16 protein-coding genes are annotated in these 15,777 nt (G+C 65.6%); 10 read left to right on the top strand and 6 right to left on the bottom strand.

Translation table 11 applies throughout. From position 1 onward, the window contains the following. Positions 1-61: 61 nt before the first annotated feature. Both DVK03_RS13230 and DVK03_RS13225 read right to left on the bottom strand, forming a co-directional pair. A complete protein-coding gene (locus tag DVK03_RS13230) occupies positions 62-1,570 on the bottom strand; it encodes a methyl-accepting chemotaxis protein (protein ID WP_115803198.1) in 1,509 nt (502 codons plus the stop codon). Then, positions 1,567-1,848: a hypothetical protein gene (locus DVK03_RS13225; protein ID WP_115803196.1), complete on the bottom strand. Its 282-nt coding sequence runs from the start codon at positions 1,846-1,848 to the stop codon at positions 1,567-1,569. The genes DVK03_RS13230 and DVK03_RS13225 overlap by 4 nt, the downstream gene beginning before the upstream one ends. A 188-nt stretch (positions 1,849-2,036) precedes the next feature. On the opposite strand from DVK03_RS13225, the gene tgtA reads away from it, so the two are divergent. From tgtA to DVK03_RS13210, 3 genes are all read left to right on the top strand, one after another. Beyond that, entirely contained in the window at positions 2,037-3,587 is a 1,551-nt protein-coding gene (gene tgtA / locus DVK03_RS13220; RefSeq protein ID WP_006601163.1) for a tRNA guanosine(15) transglycosylase TgtA, read from the top strand. Positions 3,588-3,659: 72 nt separating this feature from the next. Further along, the gene (locus DVK03_RS13215) at positions 3,660-3,935 is read left to right on the top strand and encodes a winged helix-turn-helix domain-containing protein (RefSeq protein ID WP_004041883.1); all 276 of its coding nucleotides are present in this window, start codon (positions 3,660-3,662) and stop codon (positions 3,933-3,935) included. Positions 3,936-4,014: 79 nt separating this feature from the next. Further along, positions 4,015-4,320, top strand: coding sequence for a hypothetical protein (locus tag DVK03_RS13210; protein ID WP_008605678.1), 306 nt, complete (start codon positions 4,015-4,017; stop codon positions 4,318-4,320). A 50-nt stretch (positions 4,321-4,370) separates the two neighbouring features. Here DVK03_RS13210 and epsC read toward each other — a convergent pair whose 3' ends face one another. Continuing rightward, complete coding sequence (gene epsC / locus DVK03_RS13205) at positions 4,371-5,234, bottom strand: serine O-acetyltransferase EpsC (protein ID WP_004062899.1); 864 nt, start codon at positions 5,232-5,234, stop codon at positions 4,371-4,373. A gap of 276 nt (positions 5,235-5,510) precedes the next feature. Here epsC and DVK03_RS13200 point away from each other — a divergent pair, with 276 nt between their 5' ends. Together DVK03_RS13200 and DVK03_RS13195 are read left to right on the top strand one after the other, a co-directional pair. Then, complete coding sequence (locus DVK03_RS13200) at positions 5,511-7,526, top strand: PGF-CTERM sorting domain-containing protein (protein ID WP_199505995.1); 2,016 nt, start codon at positions 5,511-5,513, stop codon at positions 7,524-7,526. A gap of 268 nt (positions 7,527-7,794) precedes the next feature. Continuing rightward, on the top strand, positions 7,795-8,295 hold the full coding sequence (locus DVK03_RS13195) for a hypothetical protein (RefSeq protein ID WP_004062897.1): 501 nt from the start codon (positions 7,795-7,797) through the stop codon (positions 8,293-8,295). A 151-nt stretch (positions 8,296-8,446) separates the two neighbouring features. Here the strand turns inward: DVK03_RS13195 and DVK03_RS13190 are convergent, their stop codons facing one another. Beyond that, positions 8,447-8,908: a pyridoxamine 5'-phosphate oxidase family protein gene (locus DVK03_RS13190; protein WP_115803192.1), complete on the bottom strand. Its 462-nt coding sequence runs from the start codon at positions 8,906-8,908 to the stop codon at positions 8,447-8,449. Positions 8,909-9,020: 112 nt separating this feature from the next. Here DVK03_RS13190 and arcS point away from each other — a divergent pair, with 112 nt between their 5' ends. From arcS to DVK03_RS13170, 4 genes are all read left to right on the top strand, one after another. Then, complete coding sequence (gene arcS, locus DVK03_RS13185; protein WP_004062895.1) at positions 9,021-10,778, top strand: archaeosine synthase; 1,758 nt, start codon at positions 9,021-9,023, stop codon at positions 10,776-10,778. 240 nt (positions 10,779-11,018) lie between these two features. After that, on the top strand, positions 11,019-11,288 hold the full coding sequence (locus DVK03_RS13180) for a hypothetical protein (RefSeq protein WP_006601167.1): 270 nt from the start codon (positions 11,019-11,021) through the stop codon (positions 11,286-11,288). 102 nt (positions 11,289-11,390) lie between these two features. Further along, positions 11,391-11,699 (top strand): hypothetical protein, encoded by a 309-nt coding sequence (locus DVK03_RS13175; protein WP_004041894.1) that lies wholly within the window; start codon positions 11,391-11,393, stop codon positions 11,697-11,699. Positions 11,700-11,883: 184 nt separating this feature from the next. After that, complete coding sequence (locus DVK03_RS13170; RefSeq protein ID WP_004041895.1) at positions 11,884-12,273, top strand: hypothetical protein; 390 nt, start codon at positions 11,884-11,886, stop codon at positions 12,271-12,273. 1,127 nt (positions 12,274-13,400) lie between these two features. Here the strand turns inward: DVK03_RS13170 and DVK03_RS13160 are convergent. Further along, positions 13,401-13,796 (bottom strand): response regulator, encoded by a 396-nt coding sequence (locus DVK03_RS13160; protein WP_004041896.1) that lies wholly within the window; start codon positions 13,794-13,796, stop codon positions 13,401-13,403. A 127-nt stretch (positions 13,797-13,923) separates the two neighbouring features. After that, entirely contained in the window at positions 13,924-15,108 is a 1,185-nt protein-coding gene (locus tag DVK03_RS13155) for a tubulin/FtsZ family protein (RefSeq protein WP_233521791.1), read from the bottom strand. Positions 15,109-15,231: 123 nt separating this feature from the next. Between DVK03_RS13155 and DVK03_RS13150 the strand changes: the two genes are divergently transcribed. After that, positions 15,232-15,732 (top strand): zinc finger domain-containing protein, encoded by a 501-nt coding sequence (locus DVK03_RS13150; protein ID WP_115803190.1) that lies wholly within the window; start codon positions 15,232-15,234, stop codon positions 15,730-15,732. Positions 15,733-15,777: the final 45 nt, after the last annotated feature.

The raw sequence follows: 15,777 nt of genomic DNA, 5'->3' as shown, positions 1-15,777 counted from the left end.
TCGGCAGAAAAACGTTCGTCGGGGGCGCTCGCCCGTGCGCCGGTCGTCGGTCAGTTCGGGTTCAGTCGTCGCCGCCGTCGGCCCGCATCGCTCGGTTCGGGGCCGAAGCCGCGGGCGTCGCCGCCTCGCCGCCCGGTGCGCCGTCCGTCGCGTGCCCGGACTCGAACTGCGAGACGAGCGATTTGAGCTGTTGTGCGCGCTCCGAGAGCGACGAGGACGACGCCGCAATCTGCTGGGTCGCCGCCGTCTGTTCTTCGGCCGCGGCGGAGACGTTCTGCGCCTCCGAGGCCGTCTGGTCGCTGAGGTTGGTGATTTCGTCCATCATCGTGACGACCTCCTGGGTCGACTGCGCCTGCTCGTCGGTGGCGCTGCTGATGGACTGGATGGAGTCGTTGCTGTCTTCGATTTTGTGGACGATTTCTTCGAGCACCTCGACCGTCTCGCCGACGGTCTCGCGGCTGGACTCGACTTCGGCCTGCGTCTCGAAGGTGTCTTCGGCGACGTTCTCGGTCGACTGCTCGATGTCACCGATGAGGGAGTCGACCTCTTGGGTCGCCTCGGCGGTCTCCTCGGCGAGCGTCTTCACCTCGCTTGCGACGACGGCGAAGCCCTCGCCCGCGTCGCCCGCGCCCGCCGCCTCGATGGAGGCGTTGAGCGCGAGGATGCTCGTCTTCTCCGCGATGTCGTCGATGAGGTCGACGACCTCGCTAATCTGCGTGACCGACTGCTGGAGTTCCTCGACCTCGGAGACGGTCTCGGTCGACCGCGACTCCAACTGCTCCATCTTCTCGATGGTCGAACTGGCGGCCTTCTGGCTCTCTTTGGCGCGCCCGACGGTCTGTTGGGACTGTCGCGCGATTTCCTCGGACGAGGAGGCGATTTCCTCGATGGTCGCAGAGAGGTTGCTCAGTTCGGACTCCGCGGCGTTGAGGTTCCGGTGTTGCGTCTCGTTGCCCGCCGAAATCTCCTCGATGCTGTTGGCCACGTCCGTGCTCGTGGTCTTCACGGCGTCCGCGCTCGCGGTGACTTCGGAGCTCTTGTCGTCGACCTGCTCTGCGAACGTCTGGATTCGGACGATGACCGAGTCGATGGCGTCTAACATCTCGTTGAAGCCCAGCCCGATGCGGCGCATCGCGTCGTTCTGACTCTCGGCGTCGACGCGGACGGTGAGGTCGCCGTCGGCGGCCTTCTGCATCGCGTCGCCGTACGTCTCAGCTTGTTGTTCGAGGTCCGTCGTGAGCGCGTCGAGTTCGCGCCGCCGTTCGTCGGCGTCGTCGACGAGTTCTTTCATGTCCGCGACGATGGCGAGCGTCGCGGTGCCGCCGATGGCGAAGACGGCGACCGTGGCGGTCATGAGCGGCGAGGTCACGAGGTTGAATACCTCGGTGTAGATGCCGAGTTTCTCCATCGTGAGGCTGATCATCCACAGAATCGCCAGCACGGAAGCGAACGCGTACGTCAGCCAGAACGACGACTCGGCGTCGGTGTCGCGGTAGTTGAGCCACGCCAGCCCCGCCGCGCCGATGAACCCGAGGGTCCCGATGGCGTCGAACAGCGCGTCGATTATCACGAGGCGTCACCGCCGTTGATGACGTTTTTCCGGCGCAGGTACGCCGCCGCGAAGAAGGTGACTCCCGCGAGGCCGATGCCGAACGCGTGCTCGACGAAGTTGAGCACCGACCCGAGGAAGAACACCTCGAGGTTCGTCGCGACCATCCCGATGACGAGCAGGACGTAGCCCGCGGCGAACAGTTTGGTCTCGTCTCTGTACTGCGTGATAACCGGTATCAGCCCGACGAGGGCGACGGCGAGCGCGGTTACTTCGAGTGGTGATAGGTCGGCTAACATCTATACTCTCGGTTGACTCAATCTCTTTGTAAACTGTTCGCCCAAAAAATCACGTTTGATATCTCTCCTGTCTGTTTTTCTAGAATATTTCGATGAATAAACCGATATGTCGTCGTGCGTCTATTTTTCTCCCCGACGACCGGCCCGCGAACGCAACTCTTACCGCCGCCCTCGGGAAACGACAGTCCATGCGCGACCACTTCGAACTCCGCGACGGGGACCTCGCCGGGCGCATCGGCCGGCTTTCGGTCCCGCGTGCGGGGATCACCGTCGAGACGCCGGCGCTCCTGCCGGTCGTCAACCCCAACATCGACACGATTTCGCCCGCGCGACTGGAGTCCGAGTTCGGCGCGGACGTCCTCATCACCAACTCCTACATCATCAAGACGAACGACCACCTCCGCGAGGAGGCCCTCGACGTGGGGCTCCACGAGATGCTCGACTTCGACGGGGCCATCATGACCGACTCGGGGTCGTTCCAACTCGCCGAGTACGGCGAAATCGACACGACGACCGAGGAGATTCTCCAGTTCCAACGCGACATCGGCACCGACATCGCCACCCCGGTCGACATCCCGACGCCGCCGGACGTGGCCCGCGAGCAGGCCGAGACGGACCTCGAAATCACCAGACAGGCCCTCGCCGACGCCGAGGCCGCCGACACGGGCGAGATGCTCGTCAACGCCCCCGTGCAGGGGTCGACCTACCCGGACCTCCGCGAGGAGGCCGGCCGCCACGCCGACGCGACCGACCTCGACGTGTTCCCCGTGGGCGCGGTCGTCCCGATGATGAACGCCTACCGCTACGACGACATGGTCGACGCCGTCGCGGCCGCCAAGCGCGGGCTCGGCGTCGACGCCCCGGTCCACCTGTTCGGCGCGGGCCACCCGATGATGCTCGCGCTCGCCGTCGCGCTCGGCTGCGACCTGTTCGACTCCGCCGCCTACGCCCTCTACGCCCGCGACGGGCGGTATCTCACCGTCCGCGGGACCGAACACCTCGAAGACCTCGACTACCTCCCGTGTACCTGTCCCATCTGCACGGAGTACTCGCCGGACGACCTCCGCGAGAAAGGGCCGAAACGACAGGAACAGCTGCTCGCCGAGCACAACCTCCACGTCACGTTCGCGGAACTCCGCCGCATCAAGCAGGCCATCCGCGACGGCGACCTCATGGAACTCGTCGAGGAGCGCGCCCGCTCGCACCCGGCGATGCTCGACGGCTACCGCGCGCTTCTCGACCACGTCGACCAGCTCGAACGTGAGGACCCCGCCTCGAAGGGCGCGTTCTTCTACGCCTCCAACGAGAGCGCCCACCGCCCCGAGGTTGCACGCCACCACGCCCGCATGGACCGCCTGACCGCCGAGGGCCACGTCCTCCTCACCGAGGGCGGCGTCCCCTCCGGCGACGACTTCGACGCGACGTGGCGGGTCGTCCCGCCGTTCGGCCCGTTCCCGCGGTCGCTCTCCGAGACGTACCCGCTCACCGCCGAGGTCCCCGAGCGCCTCGACCGCGACGCCTACGAGCAGGCCGCCCGCGGCGTCTCGCGGCTGGTCGAGGAGAACCCCGACGCGGCGTTCACGCTGGCGCACGACGACTGGCCCGAGTCGGCGCTCGCCCGCGTGCCCGAGTCGGTCGAGTTGGAGTCGCTGTCGGCGGTTTCGGAGCGATTGGGCGACGAGGCGTCGGTCGGCGGGGACGGCGGGGACGACGGCGGTTCGGCGTCGTCTGCCGAGTAGCGCGCCTCGGTCGGTCGCGTCCGTGTCTGTCGGTCGATGCTCTTAGGTTCACCCGACGTATCAACGAATACGATGGAGGCTGTCCTCTGGTACGTGCTCACGGGAACCCGCGGGGGCGAAAACCGTGTGCGTATTCTCAAGACCGTAGAGGAGCAGCCGCGAAACGCCAACCAACTGGCCGAGACGCTCGACCTCGACTACAAGACCGTCCGACACCACCTCGACGTGCTCATGGACAACGACGTGGTCCAGCGAAGCGGCGACGACTACGGCGCGGTCTACCTCCCGTCGCCGCGGTGTCGCGCCAACTGGGAGACCGTCGAGACAATCGTCGAGCGGATGGACTGAGCGTGCGACACTGTGACGCCACGATTATGGAAAGATTTGGGAAAGCGTATATCAGGATGACGGGGAAAGGAGAGAACGAATGAGTATCTGGGTGGACGTCGCGACGGTCTCCTCGGGCGTCAACGTCGTCGTGCTTCTCGCACTGTCGGCGGTGTGGGCCCGAAACTACCTGACCTTCAGGTCCAAACACGCCGTCGGCCTCCTCGTGTTCGGGGTGTTCCTCCTCGCAGAGAACGCGCTGGCGTTCTACATGTACATCCTCGACCCGACGCTCTCGGGGTGGTTCAGCACCGACGTGCCCGTCATCGCCTGGCGGCTGATGATGCTGTTGCACGTCTTCGAGACGGCCGGGCTCGTGTTCCTCGCGTGGATTACGTTCGACTGAAACCGCTGTTTTCTCCCGCTCCAGTCCGGTTTTGACGCACCTTCGCCCGCTCAGTCCCGGTGTTTCCGCTCGTGGGTCGGGTGTTCCGAGATGTAGACGCTCGTGTGGTCCGGCACGTCTTCTGTGACCCACGAGTTCGCGCCGATGCTCACGTGGTCGCCGACGGAGACCGCGCCGAGCACTTTGGTCCCCGCGCCGATGACGACGCTGTCACCGATGTCCGGGTGGCGTTTGTACCCCTTCTTGAGCGAGTGTTCGTCGTCTTCGTCCTCCTCGAAGTGGAGCGCGCCGAGCGTCACGTCCTGATAGATGCGCGCCCACTCGCCGATGGTCGTCGTCTCGCCGATGACGACGCCGGTGCCGTGGTCGATGAAGAAGTAGTCGCCGATGGTCGCGCCGGGGTGGATGTCGATGCCCGACTCCATCTTCGCGTACTCGGCGAGTTCGCGGGCGTACGCGGGCGCGCCGGCCTCGTAGAAGGCGTGGGCGACCCGGTGGACGACGATGGCCTGCACGCCGGGGTACGACCGGATGATTTCGACGTAGCTGCGCGCGGCGGGGTCGCCTTTGTACGCCGCCTCCACGTCTTTCTTCAGTCGCTCGCGGATATCGGGGAGTCGCCTGACGACCTCGTCCACGATGGGCGCGGGGTCCTCGTCTATGTAGGGGTCGATACCGGAGTAACAGAGCGCGCCGAAGTTGGCGACGCCGTCGCGGAGGAGTTCCTCGTCTGCGACCCACGGCCCCGCGTTCCAACACCGGGGAAACAGGAGGCGCTTGATGAGGTCGACGTCCTCTCGCAGGTGGTTCCGGCGCGGGAACGAAAGCGACGTGTCCGTGGGGAAGGGGTCGTCGTCGGCGCGGTAGGACGCCGCGAGCCCGAGATGCGCGTCGCCCGAGTAGGTGTAGGACATCCGATAGCGATAGTTGGTGGACGAGCGGTATTTAACCCCGTCTCATCGGGCCCGATTCGCCGTCTTCGAGTCGCGGATTGTGTGTTCGAACTGGCGCTCGACAGCCGGCGCGTTCGCTCTGCCGACCCGGCGTGAGCCAACCGCCGGATAAGGATTCTGGCCGCCGAAATCGGGCGACTGGGGACACATCGGGGAGAGATTTGGGTGACAGTTCGGAAAATCTTCTTTTAAATATTCGTCCCCCTCTGAGACATGCGACGCACACTCGCAGTGTTGATGACACTCGTCGTGGTCGTCGGGGGCATCCCGGCGGCCGCAGCGGCACAACAGGAGACCACGGCCGTCTCCTTCGAGAACCAAGCGACCGGCGGGACGACCGTGACGGTCGACTCCGTCACGCTCCCCGAGGGCGGCTTCGTGACGATTCACGACGCCTCCGTCACGGACGGCAACGTCCTCGGGAGCGTCGTCGGGTCGTCGGCGTACCTCGACGCCGGCACCCACGAGGACGTGACCGTCCACCTCGACGAACCGGTCGACGAGTCCGGCACGTTCGTCGCCATGCCCCACATGGACTCCGACGGCGACCGCGTCTACTCGTTCGTCGCGGCCAACGGCGAGACCGACGGCCCGTACACGGCCGACGGGAGCGCCGTCGTCGACACCGCGACGGTCAACGCGAGCGCGACCGTCTCGATGTCCGACCAGCCCACGACCGGCGACTCGGTCGTGGTCGACCGGGTCGAACTCTCGCAGGGCGGCTTCGTGACGATTCACGACGCCTCCGTCACCGAGGGCGCGGTGTTCGAGAGCATCCGCGGCACCTCGGCGTACCTGCCCGCCGGCGTCCACGAGAACGTCCGCGTCGAGCTGGATGCGCCCGTGACCGAGAACACGACGCTCGTCCCGATGGCGCACATGGACACCGACGGCGACGAGACGTACACCTTCCCCGAGTCGGAAGGCGAGACGGACGGCCCGTACACGGCTGACGGCAGCCCCGTCGTCGACACCGCGATGGCCATGCCGTCGGACACCGCGAGCGTGAACTACACCGCGCAGGCCACCGGCGGCTACTCCGTCGTCGTCGACTCGGCGTACCTGCCCGACGGCGGCTTCGTGACGGTCCACGACGGGACGGTCACGGAAGGACAGGTCTTCGAGAGCATCCGCGGCACCTCCGCGTACCTCGAACCCGGCCTGCACCGCGACGTGCGGGTCACCCTCGACTCGCCGCTGAACGAGACGACGACCGTCGTCCCGATGGCGCACATGGACACCGATGACGACGAGACGTACACCTTCCCCGAGTCGGAGGGTGAGGCCGACGGTCCGTACACGGCTGACGGCAGCCCCGTCGTCGACAGCGGCGAGGCGACCGTCTCCGCCAGCGTCGACTACACGACGAAGGCTTCGGACGGCGCGACCGTCGTGGTCGACCGGGTCGAACTCTCGCAGGGCGGCTTCGTGACGATTCACGACCCGTCGCTGTCGGGCGGCGCGGTGTTCGATAGCGTGGTCGGCACCTCGATGTACCTGCCCGCCGGCGTCCACGAGGACGTCGCAGTCACCCTCGACGAGCCGATTCGCTCCTCGCAGGTGCTCACCCCCATGGCGCACATGGACACCAACGACAACGAGGCCTACGACTTCGTGACCAGCGAGGGCGAGGCGGACGGCCCGTACACGGCTGACGGCGGTGCGGTCGTCGCCAGCGCCCACACCTCGGTCAACGCGGTCGTGACCGCGATGGACCAGTCCGGCGACGGCACGACCGTCACCGTCGACTCCGTCACGCTCCACGACGGCGGCTTCGTGACGGTCCACGACGGGACGGTCACCGAGGGCGCGGTGTTCGAGAGCGTCCGCGGCACCTCCGCGTACCTCGCACCCGGCACCCACGAGAACGTCGAAATTACTCTCGACGCGCCGCTCAACGAGTCCGGCACCGTCGTCCCGATGGCGCACATGGACACCAACGGCAACGAGGCCTACGACTTCGTGACCGGCGAGGGCGAAAACGACGGTCCCTACGTGGCCGCCGGCGGTGCAGTCATCGCCACGGCCAACTACACGGTCGAAGGCACGATGTCCGAGACGACGACCGACGAGCCGACCGACTCGATGACAGACGAACCGACCGAGACGATGACCGACGAGCCCGCGACCGAGATGACTGACGAGTCGATGGAGACGACGACCGAGTCGTCAACCGACGCGCCCGGCTTCGGCCTCGTCGTAGCCCTCGTCGCGCTCGTCGCGGCGGCGCTCGTCGCCGCCCGGCGTCGGTAACCCCGCTGAGACGCACCGGCCCACCACCACACAGAGGCACCCTTTTTCGTACGCCGCGCGGGCCACAAGCCACCCCCGCGCGGCACGCGGCCCGCTTTGGGGTTATTTTGCGCTGTCACACGTCGGAGAGCGTCCGCGTTCTGCCCAGCTAACAGACAGCTCTACCCTTGCCTGCAAGACAGCCGCTGTGTTCTGGTGAGTCTCTCAACTACGTCGGTTCGTCGTTGCACCCCAAAGCGCATACGAGACGAAGAGCGAAATTACGTCGATGCGACTGCCCTCCCGCAGAGTCGTTCTCGCCGGTCTCTTGACCGGTCTCGTACTGGTCGCCGGTTGTACGTCACTGCTCTCCGACGATGAGTCACAGGTTCTCATCGAGAACGAACGAGAATCAAGCTACTCGGTCACGGTCTTCCAAAGCGCCCACGAGACCCCCGAGAACCTTCGCTTCGACGTTACCACGGGGGACGGTCGCCAGAGACTCGTTCGGAGAGCGGAACTACGGACCGAGGCGAACTACACCAACGTCACTCTCCACGACCCGGTCCGTTCGGACCGTGTGTCGACCGTTCCGAATGGCAACAGTACGGTGTTTGTCGACGATTGGAACGAAAGCCAGGCGACTGTCTACGTGGTCGAAACACACCAAAATGAACTGTTGGAGGTTTACGTCATGCAGTGTGGTCTCGACATGGCACTCACGTTCACGACCACGCCGGACGGGGAGTTTAGAACCACTTCACGCTGCGTTCAGGATGTCCACGGGTGATTACCACGCGCAAGTCGCGACTGCTTGACTGGACCCGACTGCATACACACTGTATTGGCCGCACAGCGTCCGGTCGTGTTATCTTCTGCGGTTTCAACAGATCCTCCGATTTCGCTACGCAATCAGTAACCGGGGAGTTCACTAGCACCGACTACTCCGACGAACGCATCCGCGCCGCGTAGTCCCACGTGTGCACCCGCTCGGGTCGAATCCGAATCACGACCTCGTCGCGCTCGGGCGAGAGCAATCGCTTCGCCAGTTCCGAGTCGGTGTCGCCGAGATAGCGCGTGATGAGTCGCCGCAGCACTGCCTTCTCCGCGTCGGGTTCGACGGTCGCGGTTCCCCGGCCGCGGACGCCCCGATACGGCGGGTCGTTGGTCGAGATTTCGAACGCCACGTCGTCGCGGGCGCGGAGGAATCGCACCACGTCGGCGTCGGCAGAGGTGGCACACCGAAGTTCGGTCGCTTCGGGGTCCCACTCGTACCACAGCGAGAGCATCCAGAGGTCGTCCGCGGGGGTGCGACACGAGAGCCGGACCGGGACGGTCGACGCGGCGAGGAAGTCGTCGACGCGGGCGCGTGACCACGGGCCGGTGGGGTCGGAGGCGTCCATACCGTCACTTCGTGGCCCGGGGGCTAAGTCGTGTAGGCCGAGTGGTCGGTTTCGGTCGCCGGGCGCGCCCGCAGAAGACAAGTTAATTGCCTATCGGGGGCCGAAAGCGGGTATGACCGATTACTTCGAGGTTCACGCCCGCGACGGCGCCGCCCGAATCGGGGAGTTGCGGCTCTCCGACTCGGTGACGACGCCGGCGGTCGTGGACGACGTGCTCGCGGACGCCGGCAGTCTCTGGGCGGCCGAGCGCGAACTCCCCGACGGCTCCGACGACGTGCTGACCGTGCTCCCCCACCGCTCGCTCCCCGCCGGGAGCGCCGACGAGGTGCGCGAGTCGTTTTCGGTGGCCTACCCCGACGTGGACTTCCCGTCGGCCGCCGTCGTCACCGCCGACACGGCCGACGATTTCGGCGCTGACGCCTACGTCCTCTCCGACGCGCAGGGCTTCGTCGGTCACGCGCGCGCCTTCCGCGACAACGTCATCGAGGCGAAGGAGAACCTCCCCGCCGACACGGCGCTCATGCTCTCGGGCGTCGCCACGCCCCGGAACGTCTCGCTTCTCGTCTACGCCGGCGTCGACCTCGTCGACGAGAAACTCGCCCGCGCCCGCGGGTTGGAGGGCTTCTACCTCACGAGCGACGGCGAGTACTTCCTCGAAGACCTCGACGAACTCCCCTGCGCCTGCGAGGCCTGCCGCAAACCGGCCTCCGAGTTCACCCGCGCCGACGCGGCCGACCACAACGCCAACGCCCTGCGCGCCGAACTCGCTCGGGTCCGGCGTCGCGTCCGCGACGGGCGGCTTCGGGACTACGTCGAGGGGCAGGCCCGCCACGACCAGTGGTTGACCGCCCTGTTCCGCCGGTTCGACCAGCAGTACAGCTTCATGGAACAGCGGGTTCCCGTTATCCGCGACTCGGAACTCACCGCGGCGTCCGAGGAGTCAATCGACCGCGTGGAGATTCAGCGGTTCGCCGACCGCGTGACCAAGCGCTACCGCAACCGCTTCGACAACCCGCTCGTGCTCCTGCCGTGTTCGGCCAAAAAGCCGTACAGCGAGTCACAGAGCCACCGACAGTTCCAGGAGGCCGTCCAGTACCGCGCACACATGGTGTCGATGACTTCGCCCATCGGCGTCGTCCCGCAGGAACTCGAACTCACCTACCCCGCCCAGCACTACGACTCGGTCGTCACGGGCGACTGGTCGGAAGACGAGAAGTCGTTCGTCGCAGAGGTGCTTCGGCGCTATCTGGAGCGCAACGACTACCCGCGAATCATCGCGCACCTCCCGCCGGGCGCGTACACGGACATCGTCGAACGCGTCGCCGACGACTTGGACCTCGACGTGGAGTTCACCGTCTCCGAACACCCGACGACGACGGAGTCCATCGGCAACCTGATGCGGACGCTCGACGGCGAACCCAAGTTCACTCGCGAGGAGCGCGAGCACAACGTCGTGAAGGCCCTCGCGGACTACCAACTCGGCCCGGACGCGGGCGACGCGCTCTTTTCGGACGTGGCGTTGGAGATGACGAGTCGGTACCCCAAACTTCAGGTGTGGAACGATGCGGGCGTGCAGTTGGCGACGATGGTCCCGCAGTACGGCGTGCTCTCCTTTACGCTCGAAGGTGCGAAGGTGTGGCGCGACAGCGACGCGCCGACGAAGACGGTCGAAATCGACGGCTTCGTTCCCCACGGCTCGGTCCTCGCGCCGGGCGTCGTCGACGCCGACGAAGACATCCGTCCGGGCGACGAAGTCGTCGTCGAGGGGCCGAAGGCGTTCGCCATCGGCCGCGCGGAGATGGGCGGCCGCGAACTGGTCGAGTCCACGCGCGGCATCGGCGTCGAAATCCGCCACGTCGAAGAGCGGTAATTCGGCCCCGGTTTGGACGAGAGGTCTCCGACCCGACCGAACGTGACCCGACCGGACCCAAAACCGTCTGACACGCCGAGGCAATTCCCAAAACCACCTTTTTCTGATATTTTGATTCTGATGGTTAATCAGCCTTTGAACGCCGCTAAATGGGCCGTTACCCGGTTTTCTATGCACCGGTATATGGCGGAAATATCATGCCACTACAACTTTAAGTAGCATCACGGCCCAACGTGGGCAATGATGGCAGAACGACAGGAGGGAGAACGACCGGAGTTCGACGAGCTTCCCGACGAGGGGGCGGTAGACTGGATGATTACCCATGCGCTGTTGGCGGCGAGCGATTCGACCTCGCGGGCCTTAGAATCGCATCTGTTGCAGTCGCAGTACCACGGTGACGCCGGTTTCGACGCGGCGGTGACGGCGCGTCACATCGACGACGCAATCGACCGACACACGCGAATTCTCGAGGACTTACGCCTCGCGCGCGACGCGCTCGACCACCGGTAACTCGACCCGAGACCGCCGCGTTGTTGTTCCTCGCCGCGCGAGCCCGACCGGACGCCCTCCCACATAAGTTGTTTATTTAACAGCGGCTACGAACAACCGTGTATGAAGTTGGCCGTCCCAACTGACTTCGACATCCTCGAAGCGCTTTCAGATCGGAGGCGAAACACCGCCGTGAACCTCTCGTATATCCTCGATAAGAACCGCTCGTACATCAACACGCGACTGCCGATTCTCGCGGACTACGGCCTGTTGGCGCGAGTCGGGCCCGCGCCGAACTCCGGGCTGTACGAAATCACCGACAAGGGGCTGGTCGTCCTCGACAACCGCGACCAGTACCGAGCCGACGGCGTCGACTTCGACGCGCTCGTCGAGTCCGAACTCAGGGCGCGGACCGACGAGGCGAACGCCTAACAGGAGCGACGCGCCGCAACCGAAGGTCGGGACGGCCTTCGGAGGCACCCCGGCGCGCTGTTCCTCGCGCGGAGTGGCAACGCCGCTCAGCCCCGCGTTGTCGACGGGGCCGTGGCGTCGGGAGTCACCGCGCTGTGCTGCGACCGTCGCCGCCTTTTTGCCGCTTTGCCGCCCAGTTCGAAGTATGGCTATCGAACCACTCTCGCTCGGCGTTCCGAAGCCCATCATCGACTCGCTGCCGGAGGCGGACGGCACGGCGGCACAGGACATGCAGCGCGCCGTCGAGGGACTCGAAACGCGACTGAACCGCGCAATCGAGGACGCCGACACGGAATCCGAGGCCGCCGGCTACGTCGTCGACGCGCTCGAACGCCTGGAAGGCCACTACGAGCGCTACGACGAGTTCATCCCCGAACTCCGCGCGTGGGGGCAGTCGCCCATCTACGCCATCGCGTGGCGGAACCTCCAAGCGGACCTCATCCTCCAAATCGAGGAGTACGACTGGCTGAAACCCCACATCGACCGCGAACGGAACCTCAGACTGGTCGAAGACGGCATCAGGTACGGCAAGTAGGTACGTCGCCCGCGGCGTCGACTGGGGTGTCGTTTCCGGAGCGAACGCTTGTTCAGTCTTGAAGAAATGTGGATAAGGAACACGACCGTGGACAACCTCGCCATATATAAAAATTTATTCACCAAACCTGAATGCTTGTTTTCTGATTATATTAGTAGAATATATTCTAATATGCCTATATAACTCGAATAGTATCATGAATGCGGTAGATAACACTCTATCTCGATACTCTTGACTCGACCCCTGCATCTCAATAGTGTTGTACATCTAAAACACTACTACACTCCGAAATTCGCCCTCTCACCTGTGTTCTCTCGTTCGGCGGCGGTTCGGATATCTCGCTCGACCACCGCGAGTCGGCACTTCCCTCTCCCTGCCCACTCCGTGGCAGACCGACCGGTTTGGTGTCGACCAACGCCGGCGGTGGCGGCGGGCTCGACTCGACCCGTCCGAGTGATTCATATGACAGCTATCCGGGACGACTCCCGCCGGATTCGAAGCACCTCGTTCGCGCCCGGCCGTTCGACGTCACCGACGCTCTCTGGAGAGACACAACAGCACAGTCGTTAGTGAGAGTCAGTAGTCGCGCCCCGTAAAGGGGTGACCGAACCTAATGGGGAAGGGGGGAAGGGGGGATGAGTTCGGTCATGTGGATGCGTCCGAGGGGTTACTCTGTACGGTGTTGCATCCAATTGAGTACAACCACTTCGGATATATAAATCATTCTGATTGTCAGCCCAGAGGACAGTATCGGGGTTGGTGTAATGAGTGTAATGGTGTTATACAAGATGAAACGACTACGGTACTCGGTAACGTAGCCTGCGATACGGCGGGACCTTTTTCCACCCATCGTATTAACGACACCTTCGACCGGGCCACCGCTCGCGTCGACCGCGCCGAAGAGCCCCCGTGGAATTCGTTCGCGACCTCTCGGACGACGCGGACGACGAGTTCGGCCGACTGTTCGAGCGGTTGTGGCCGTACGGAACGAACTCAAGCGGGTGTCGACTCCCGACGACGCGGACGCCGTGGAGGGCGCAGGAGAGTCGCGGCGTCCCTTCGAGTTCCCGACGACCGACGACTGACCGCGGTTCGCCTTCGGGCGGGGTTCGCCGGACCGGGGTTCGCTACGCTGCCTGCTTCTCTAACCACTCGCTCGCGTCGACGACGAGGTCGGACAGCGCCTCCTCGACGGACTCGTCGCCCGCGAGGCCGACGCTCCAGGTGACCTGCGACTGTATCGCTTGCAGGCTGAGCATCGTGTTTTGGACCCGCGACGCCAACACCACCGGCACTGTCGCGTCGAACCGACGGATACCTTTGACCGCTTCGATGCCCTCGAACGCCGGCGGGGCGTGGAGGCAGATAACCAGATGCACCGGTCTCTCGGTCAATCGCTCGAACAACTCCCGACTCGACCCTACGAACTCGACGTTCACGTCGCGCTCTCTCGCCCCCAACCCCTCGGGCTGCGGGCCGTAGGCGAGGATGCGCGGCGTCGCCGCTATGCTAGTCTCGGACACGCATTCGACTGTTCGTCGAGAGGGTATTTGACAGTTTCTCCGACCCGAGTCCACGCCGGACGCCGACGGCGGTCGCGCTCGGCGTCGGACCGCGGGACCGGCGGGGGCTATCGTCGAGGCGGTCGGGTCAGAACAGCGAGTCGAGGCGGTCGTCGACGACGGCCTCCGTTCCGTCCTCGCGGTCGGCGGCGTCGCTCGCGCTCCGTTCGCGGCGGTTCTGCTCGGCCTCGACGGCGGTCGACCGAATTTCGGCCACGCGGTCGCTCCGCGACACGTCGCCGAGGAGGACCAGCACGCCGACGTGGTTCGACTCCGAAAGCGGGTAGTCGCCCCCGCGGACCTCCATGCTCCCGGTCTGTTCTTCGACCCACGTCCGACTCCGCTCGACGGCCTTCCGGTTGAGCCACTCGGGCGGGCCGCTGACGACGACCAGCCCGCGGGAGGCGGAGTCGACGTCGCACGGGAGGGTGAGCTGTCCGAGCACAGCCTTCCGCGTCTGGGTCGTGATGCGGTTGATGGAGTCGAGTTCGTCCGTCGACGACGAATCCCCGCCCAAGAGTCCCTTGATGCTGAACCCGCCGCCGCCGTCGCTCTCGGGGAGTTCGCTCGCCGCGTAGCCGATCGTCGAGATGCCGCCGCCGCGGAGGGTGTTGATGACCTCCGAAGAGTCGACGACGCTCTCGGCGACCGTCCCCGACTCGGCCACCTCGCCCGAGGCGAAGAGGATGCCGAGGCGTCGAACGAGCTCCTCGTTCATCGTGTCGTGGGCCTGCGCGACGTCCTCGCCGCTTTCGGCCCACGCCCCGTTGTCGAACGCGAAGACGTGGTCGGTCACGTCTACGAACGCCCTGAGCGACCGCGCGGCGTTGCGCGAGTACAGCGCGCCCTCGTCGGCGGCGGGGAGGATGCCGACGCCGTAGATGGGCTGTTCGTAGATGCGGTTGAGATGCTTTGCGAGCACGGGGGCCGCGCCGCTGCCCGTCCCGCCGCCGAGGCCCGCGAAGATGAGAAACGCGTCGGCCGTGGAAGTCGGCGCGCCGTCGGTGCCCCGCAGAAGCTGTCGGCTGTCGCGCTCGGCGAGTTCGGCGGCGAGTTCATTGTCCGCGCCGACGCCGTGACCGCTCACCTCGTCCGCGCCGAAGAGAATGCGGTTTTCCTCGGGAACGAGGTCGAGGCCGTGGAGGTCCGCCGACGCGGTGTTGTACGCGACCGCGTCGACGACGTAATCGGCGTTCGTGCGCTGTTCGTACCGGAGGAGGGCGTCGAGGACGTTCCCACCCGCTTGTCCCATTCCGAAGCAAAGGACCTTCATCGTCTCTCTTTGACACGTCATCAGTGGTGAATCTTCTGTTAGTTGCCTGCCACACCGAGTCGAACGCGCCGCCGGGGACGGGGTAGTTCTATACGACCCGGGCGAGAATCATCGGCAAACTGCATGACTTGTCCGCGGTGTTCACAGCCACTCTCGACGCTCTCGTTCGACGGTCGCGCGGCGCGCTACTGCGAGCGCTGCGGCTTCGTCGGCGTCGAGACCGTCCACGAGCGCGACGCGCCGAGCCGAGAGTCGTGGGACGACGCCATCGCTCGCTTCCACGAGCGGGCGCTCCGCGAGGCGCGCGAGCGGGACGACGGCGCGGGCGGTACCGGCGGAGCCGACAGCGGCGAGGCAACCGACGGCGACACCGCGGTCGAAGCCGAGCGCAACGGAGCCGGCGCGGAGGACGATGAGACGCAGCACCCGGCGGACGATGCGACCGACGCGGCGGACGACGCCGAAGCCGAACACGGGGGCGGCGACACGACTGAAGACGTGGCTGCTGCCGGTGACGACGAGGGCGACGACGAAGCCACCGACCGCGAGCCCAGTGACTCGCAACTGAAAAACGGGGAGGACGGCGACCGCGGGGACCGCGCTGACCGCGCGGGCGACGAGTGACGCGCGCTCGCGCGTCGCCGGCGGCGCGTCGACCTCGGTCGTGAC

The organism is Haloferax sp. Atlit-109R, from assembly GCF_003665865.1.
GTDB classification, from domain to species: Archaea; Halobacteriota; Halobacteria; order Halobacteriales; family Haloferacaceae; genus Haloferax; species Haloferax volcanii.
The sequence above is the reverse complement of the archived record's forward strand: the minus strand, read 5'-3'. Positions and strand labels throughout refer to the sequence as shown.

Bases quoted from the DNA above. Each gene is read 5' to 3' on its own strand.
- DVK03_RS13225 (WP_115803196.1), bottom strand. From the start codon at position 1,848: ATGTTAGCCGACCTATCACCACTCGAAGTAACCGCGCTCGCCGTCGCC.
- tgtA (WP_006601163.1), top strand. From the start codon at position 2,037: ATGCGCGACCACTTCGAACTCCGCGACGGGGACCTCGCCGGGCGCATC.
- DVK03_RS13215 (WP_004041883.1), top strand. From the start codon at position 3,660: ATGGAGGCTGTCCTCTGGTACGTGCTCACGGGAACCCGCGGGGGCGAA.
- DVK03_RS13210 (WP_008605678.1), top strand. From the start codon at position 4,015: ATGAGTATCTGGGTGGACGTCGCGACGGTCTCCTCGGGCGTCAACGTC.
- epsC (WP_004062899.1), bottom strand. From the start codon at position 5,234: ATGTCCTACACCTACTCGGGCGACGCGCATCTCGGGCTCGCGGCGTCC.
- DVK03_RS13200 (WP_199505995.1), top strand. From the start codon at position 5,511: ATGACACTCGTCGTGGTCGTCGGGGGCATCCCGGCGGCCGCAGCGGCA.
- DVK03_RS13195 (WP_004062897.1), top strand. From the start codon at position 7,795: ATGCGACTGCCCTCCCGCAGAGTCGTTCTCGCCGGTCTCTTGACCGGT.
- DVK03_RS13190 (WP_115803192.1), bottom strand. From the start codon at position 8,908: ATGGACGCCTCCGACCCCACCGGCCCGTGGTCACGCGCCCGCGTCGAC.
- arcS (WP_004062895.1), top strand. From the start codon at position 9,021: ATGACCGATTACTTCGAGGTTCACGCCCGCGACGGCGCCGCCCGAATC.
- DVK03_RS13180 (WP_006601167.1), top strand. From the start codon at position 11,019: ATGATGGCAGAACGACAGGAGGGAGAACGACCGGAGTTCGACGAGCTT.
- DVK03_RS13175 (WP_004041894.1), top strand. From the start codon at position 11,391: ATGAAGTTGGCCGTCCCAACTGACTTCGACATCCTCGAAGCGCTTTCA.
- DVK03_RS13170 (WP_004041895.1), top strand. From the start codon at position 11,884: ATGGCTATCGAACCACTCTCGCTCGGCGTTCCGAAGCCCATCATCGAC.
- DVK03_RS13155 (WP_233521791.1), bottom strand. From the start codon at position 15,108: ATGAAGGTCCTTTGCTTCGGAATGGGACAAGCGGGTGGGAACGTCCTC.
- DVK03_RS13150 (WP_115803190.1), top strand. From the start codon at position 15,232: ATGACTTGTCCGCGGTGTTCACAGCCACTCTCGACGCTCTCGTTCGAC.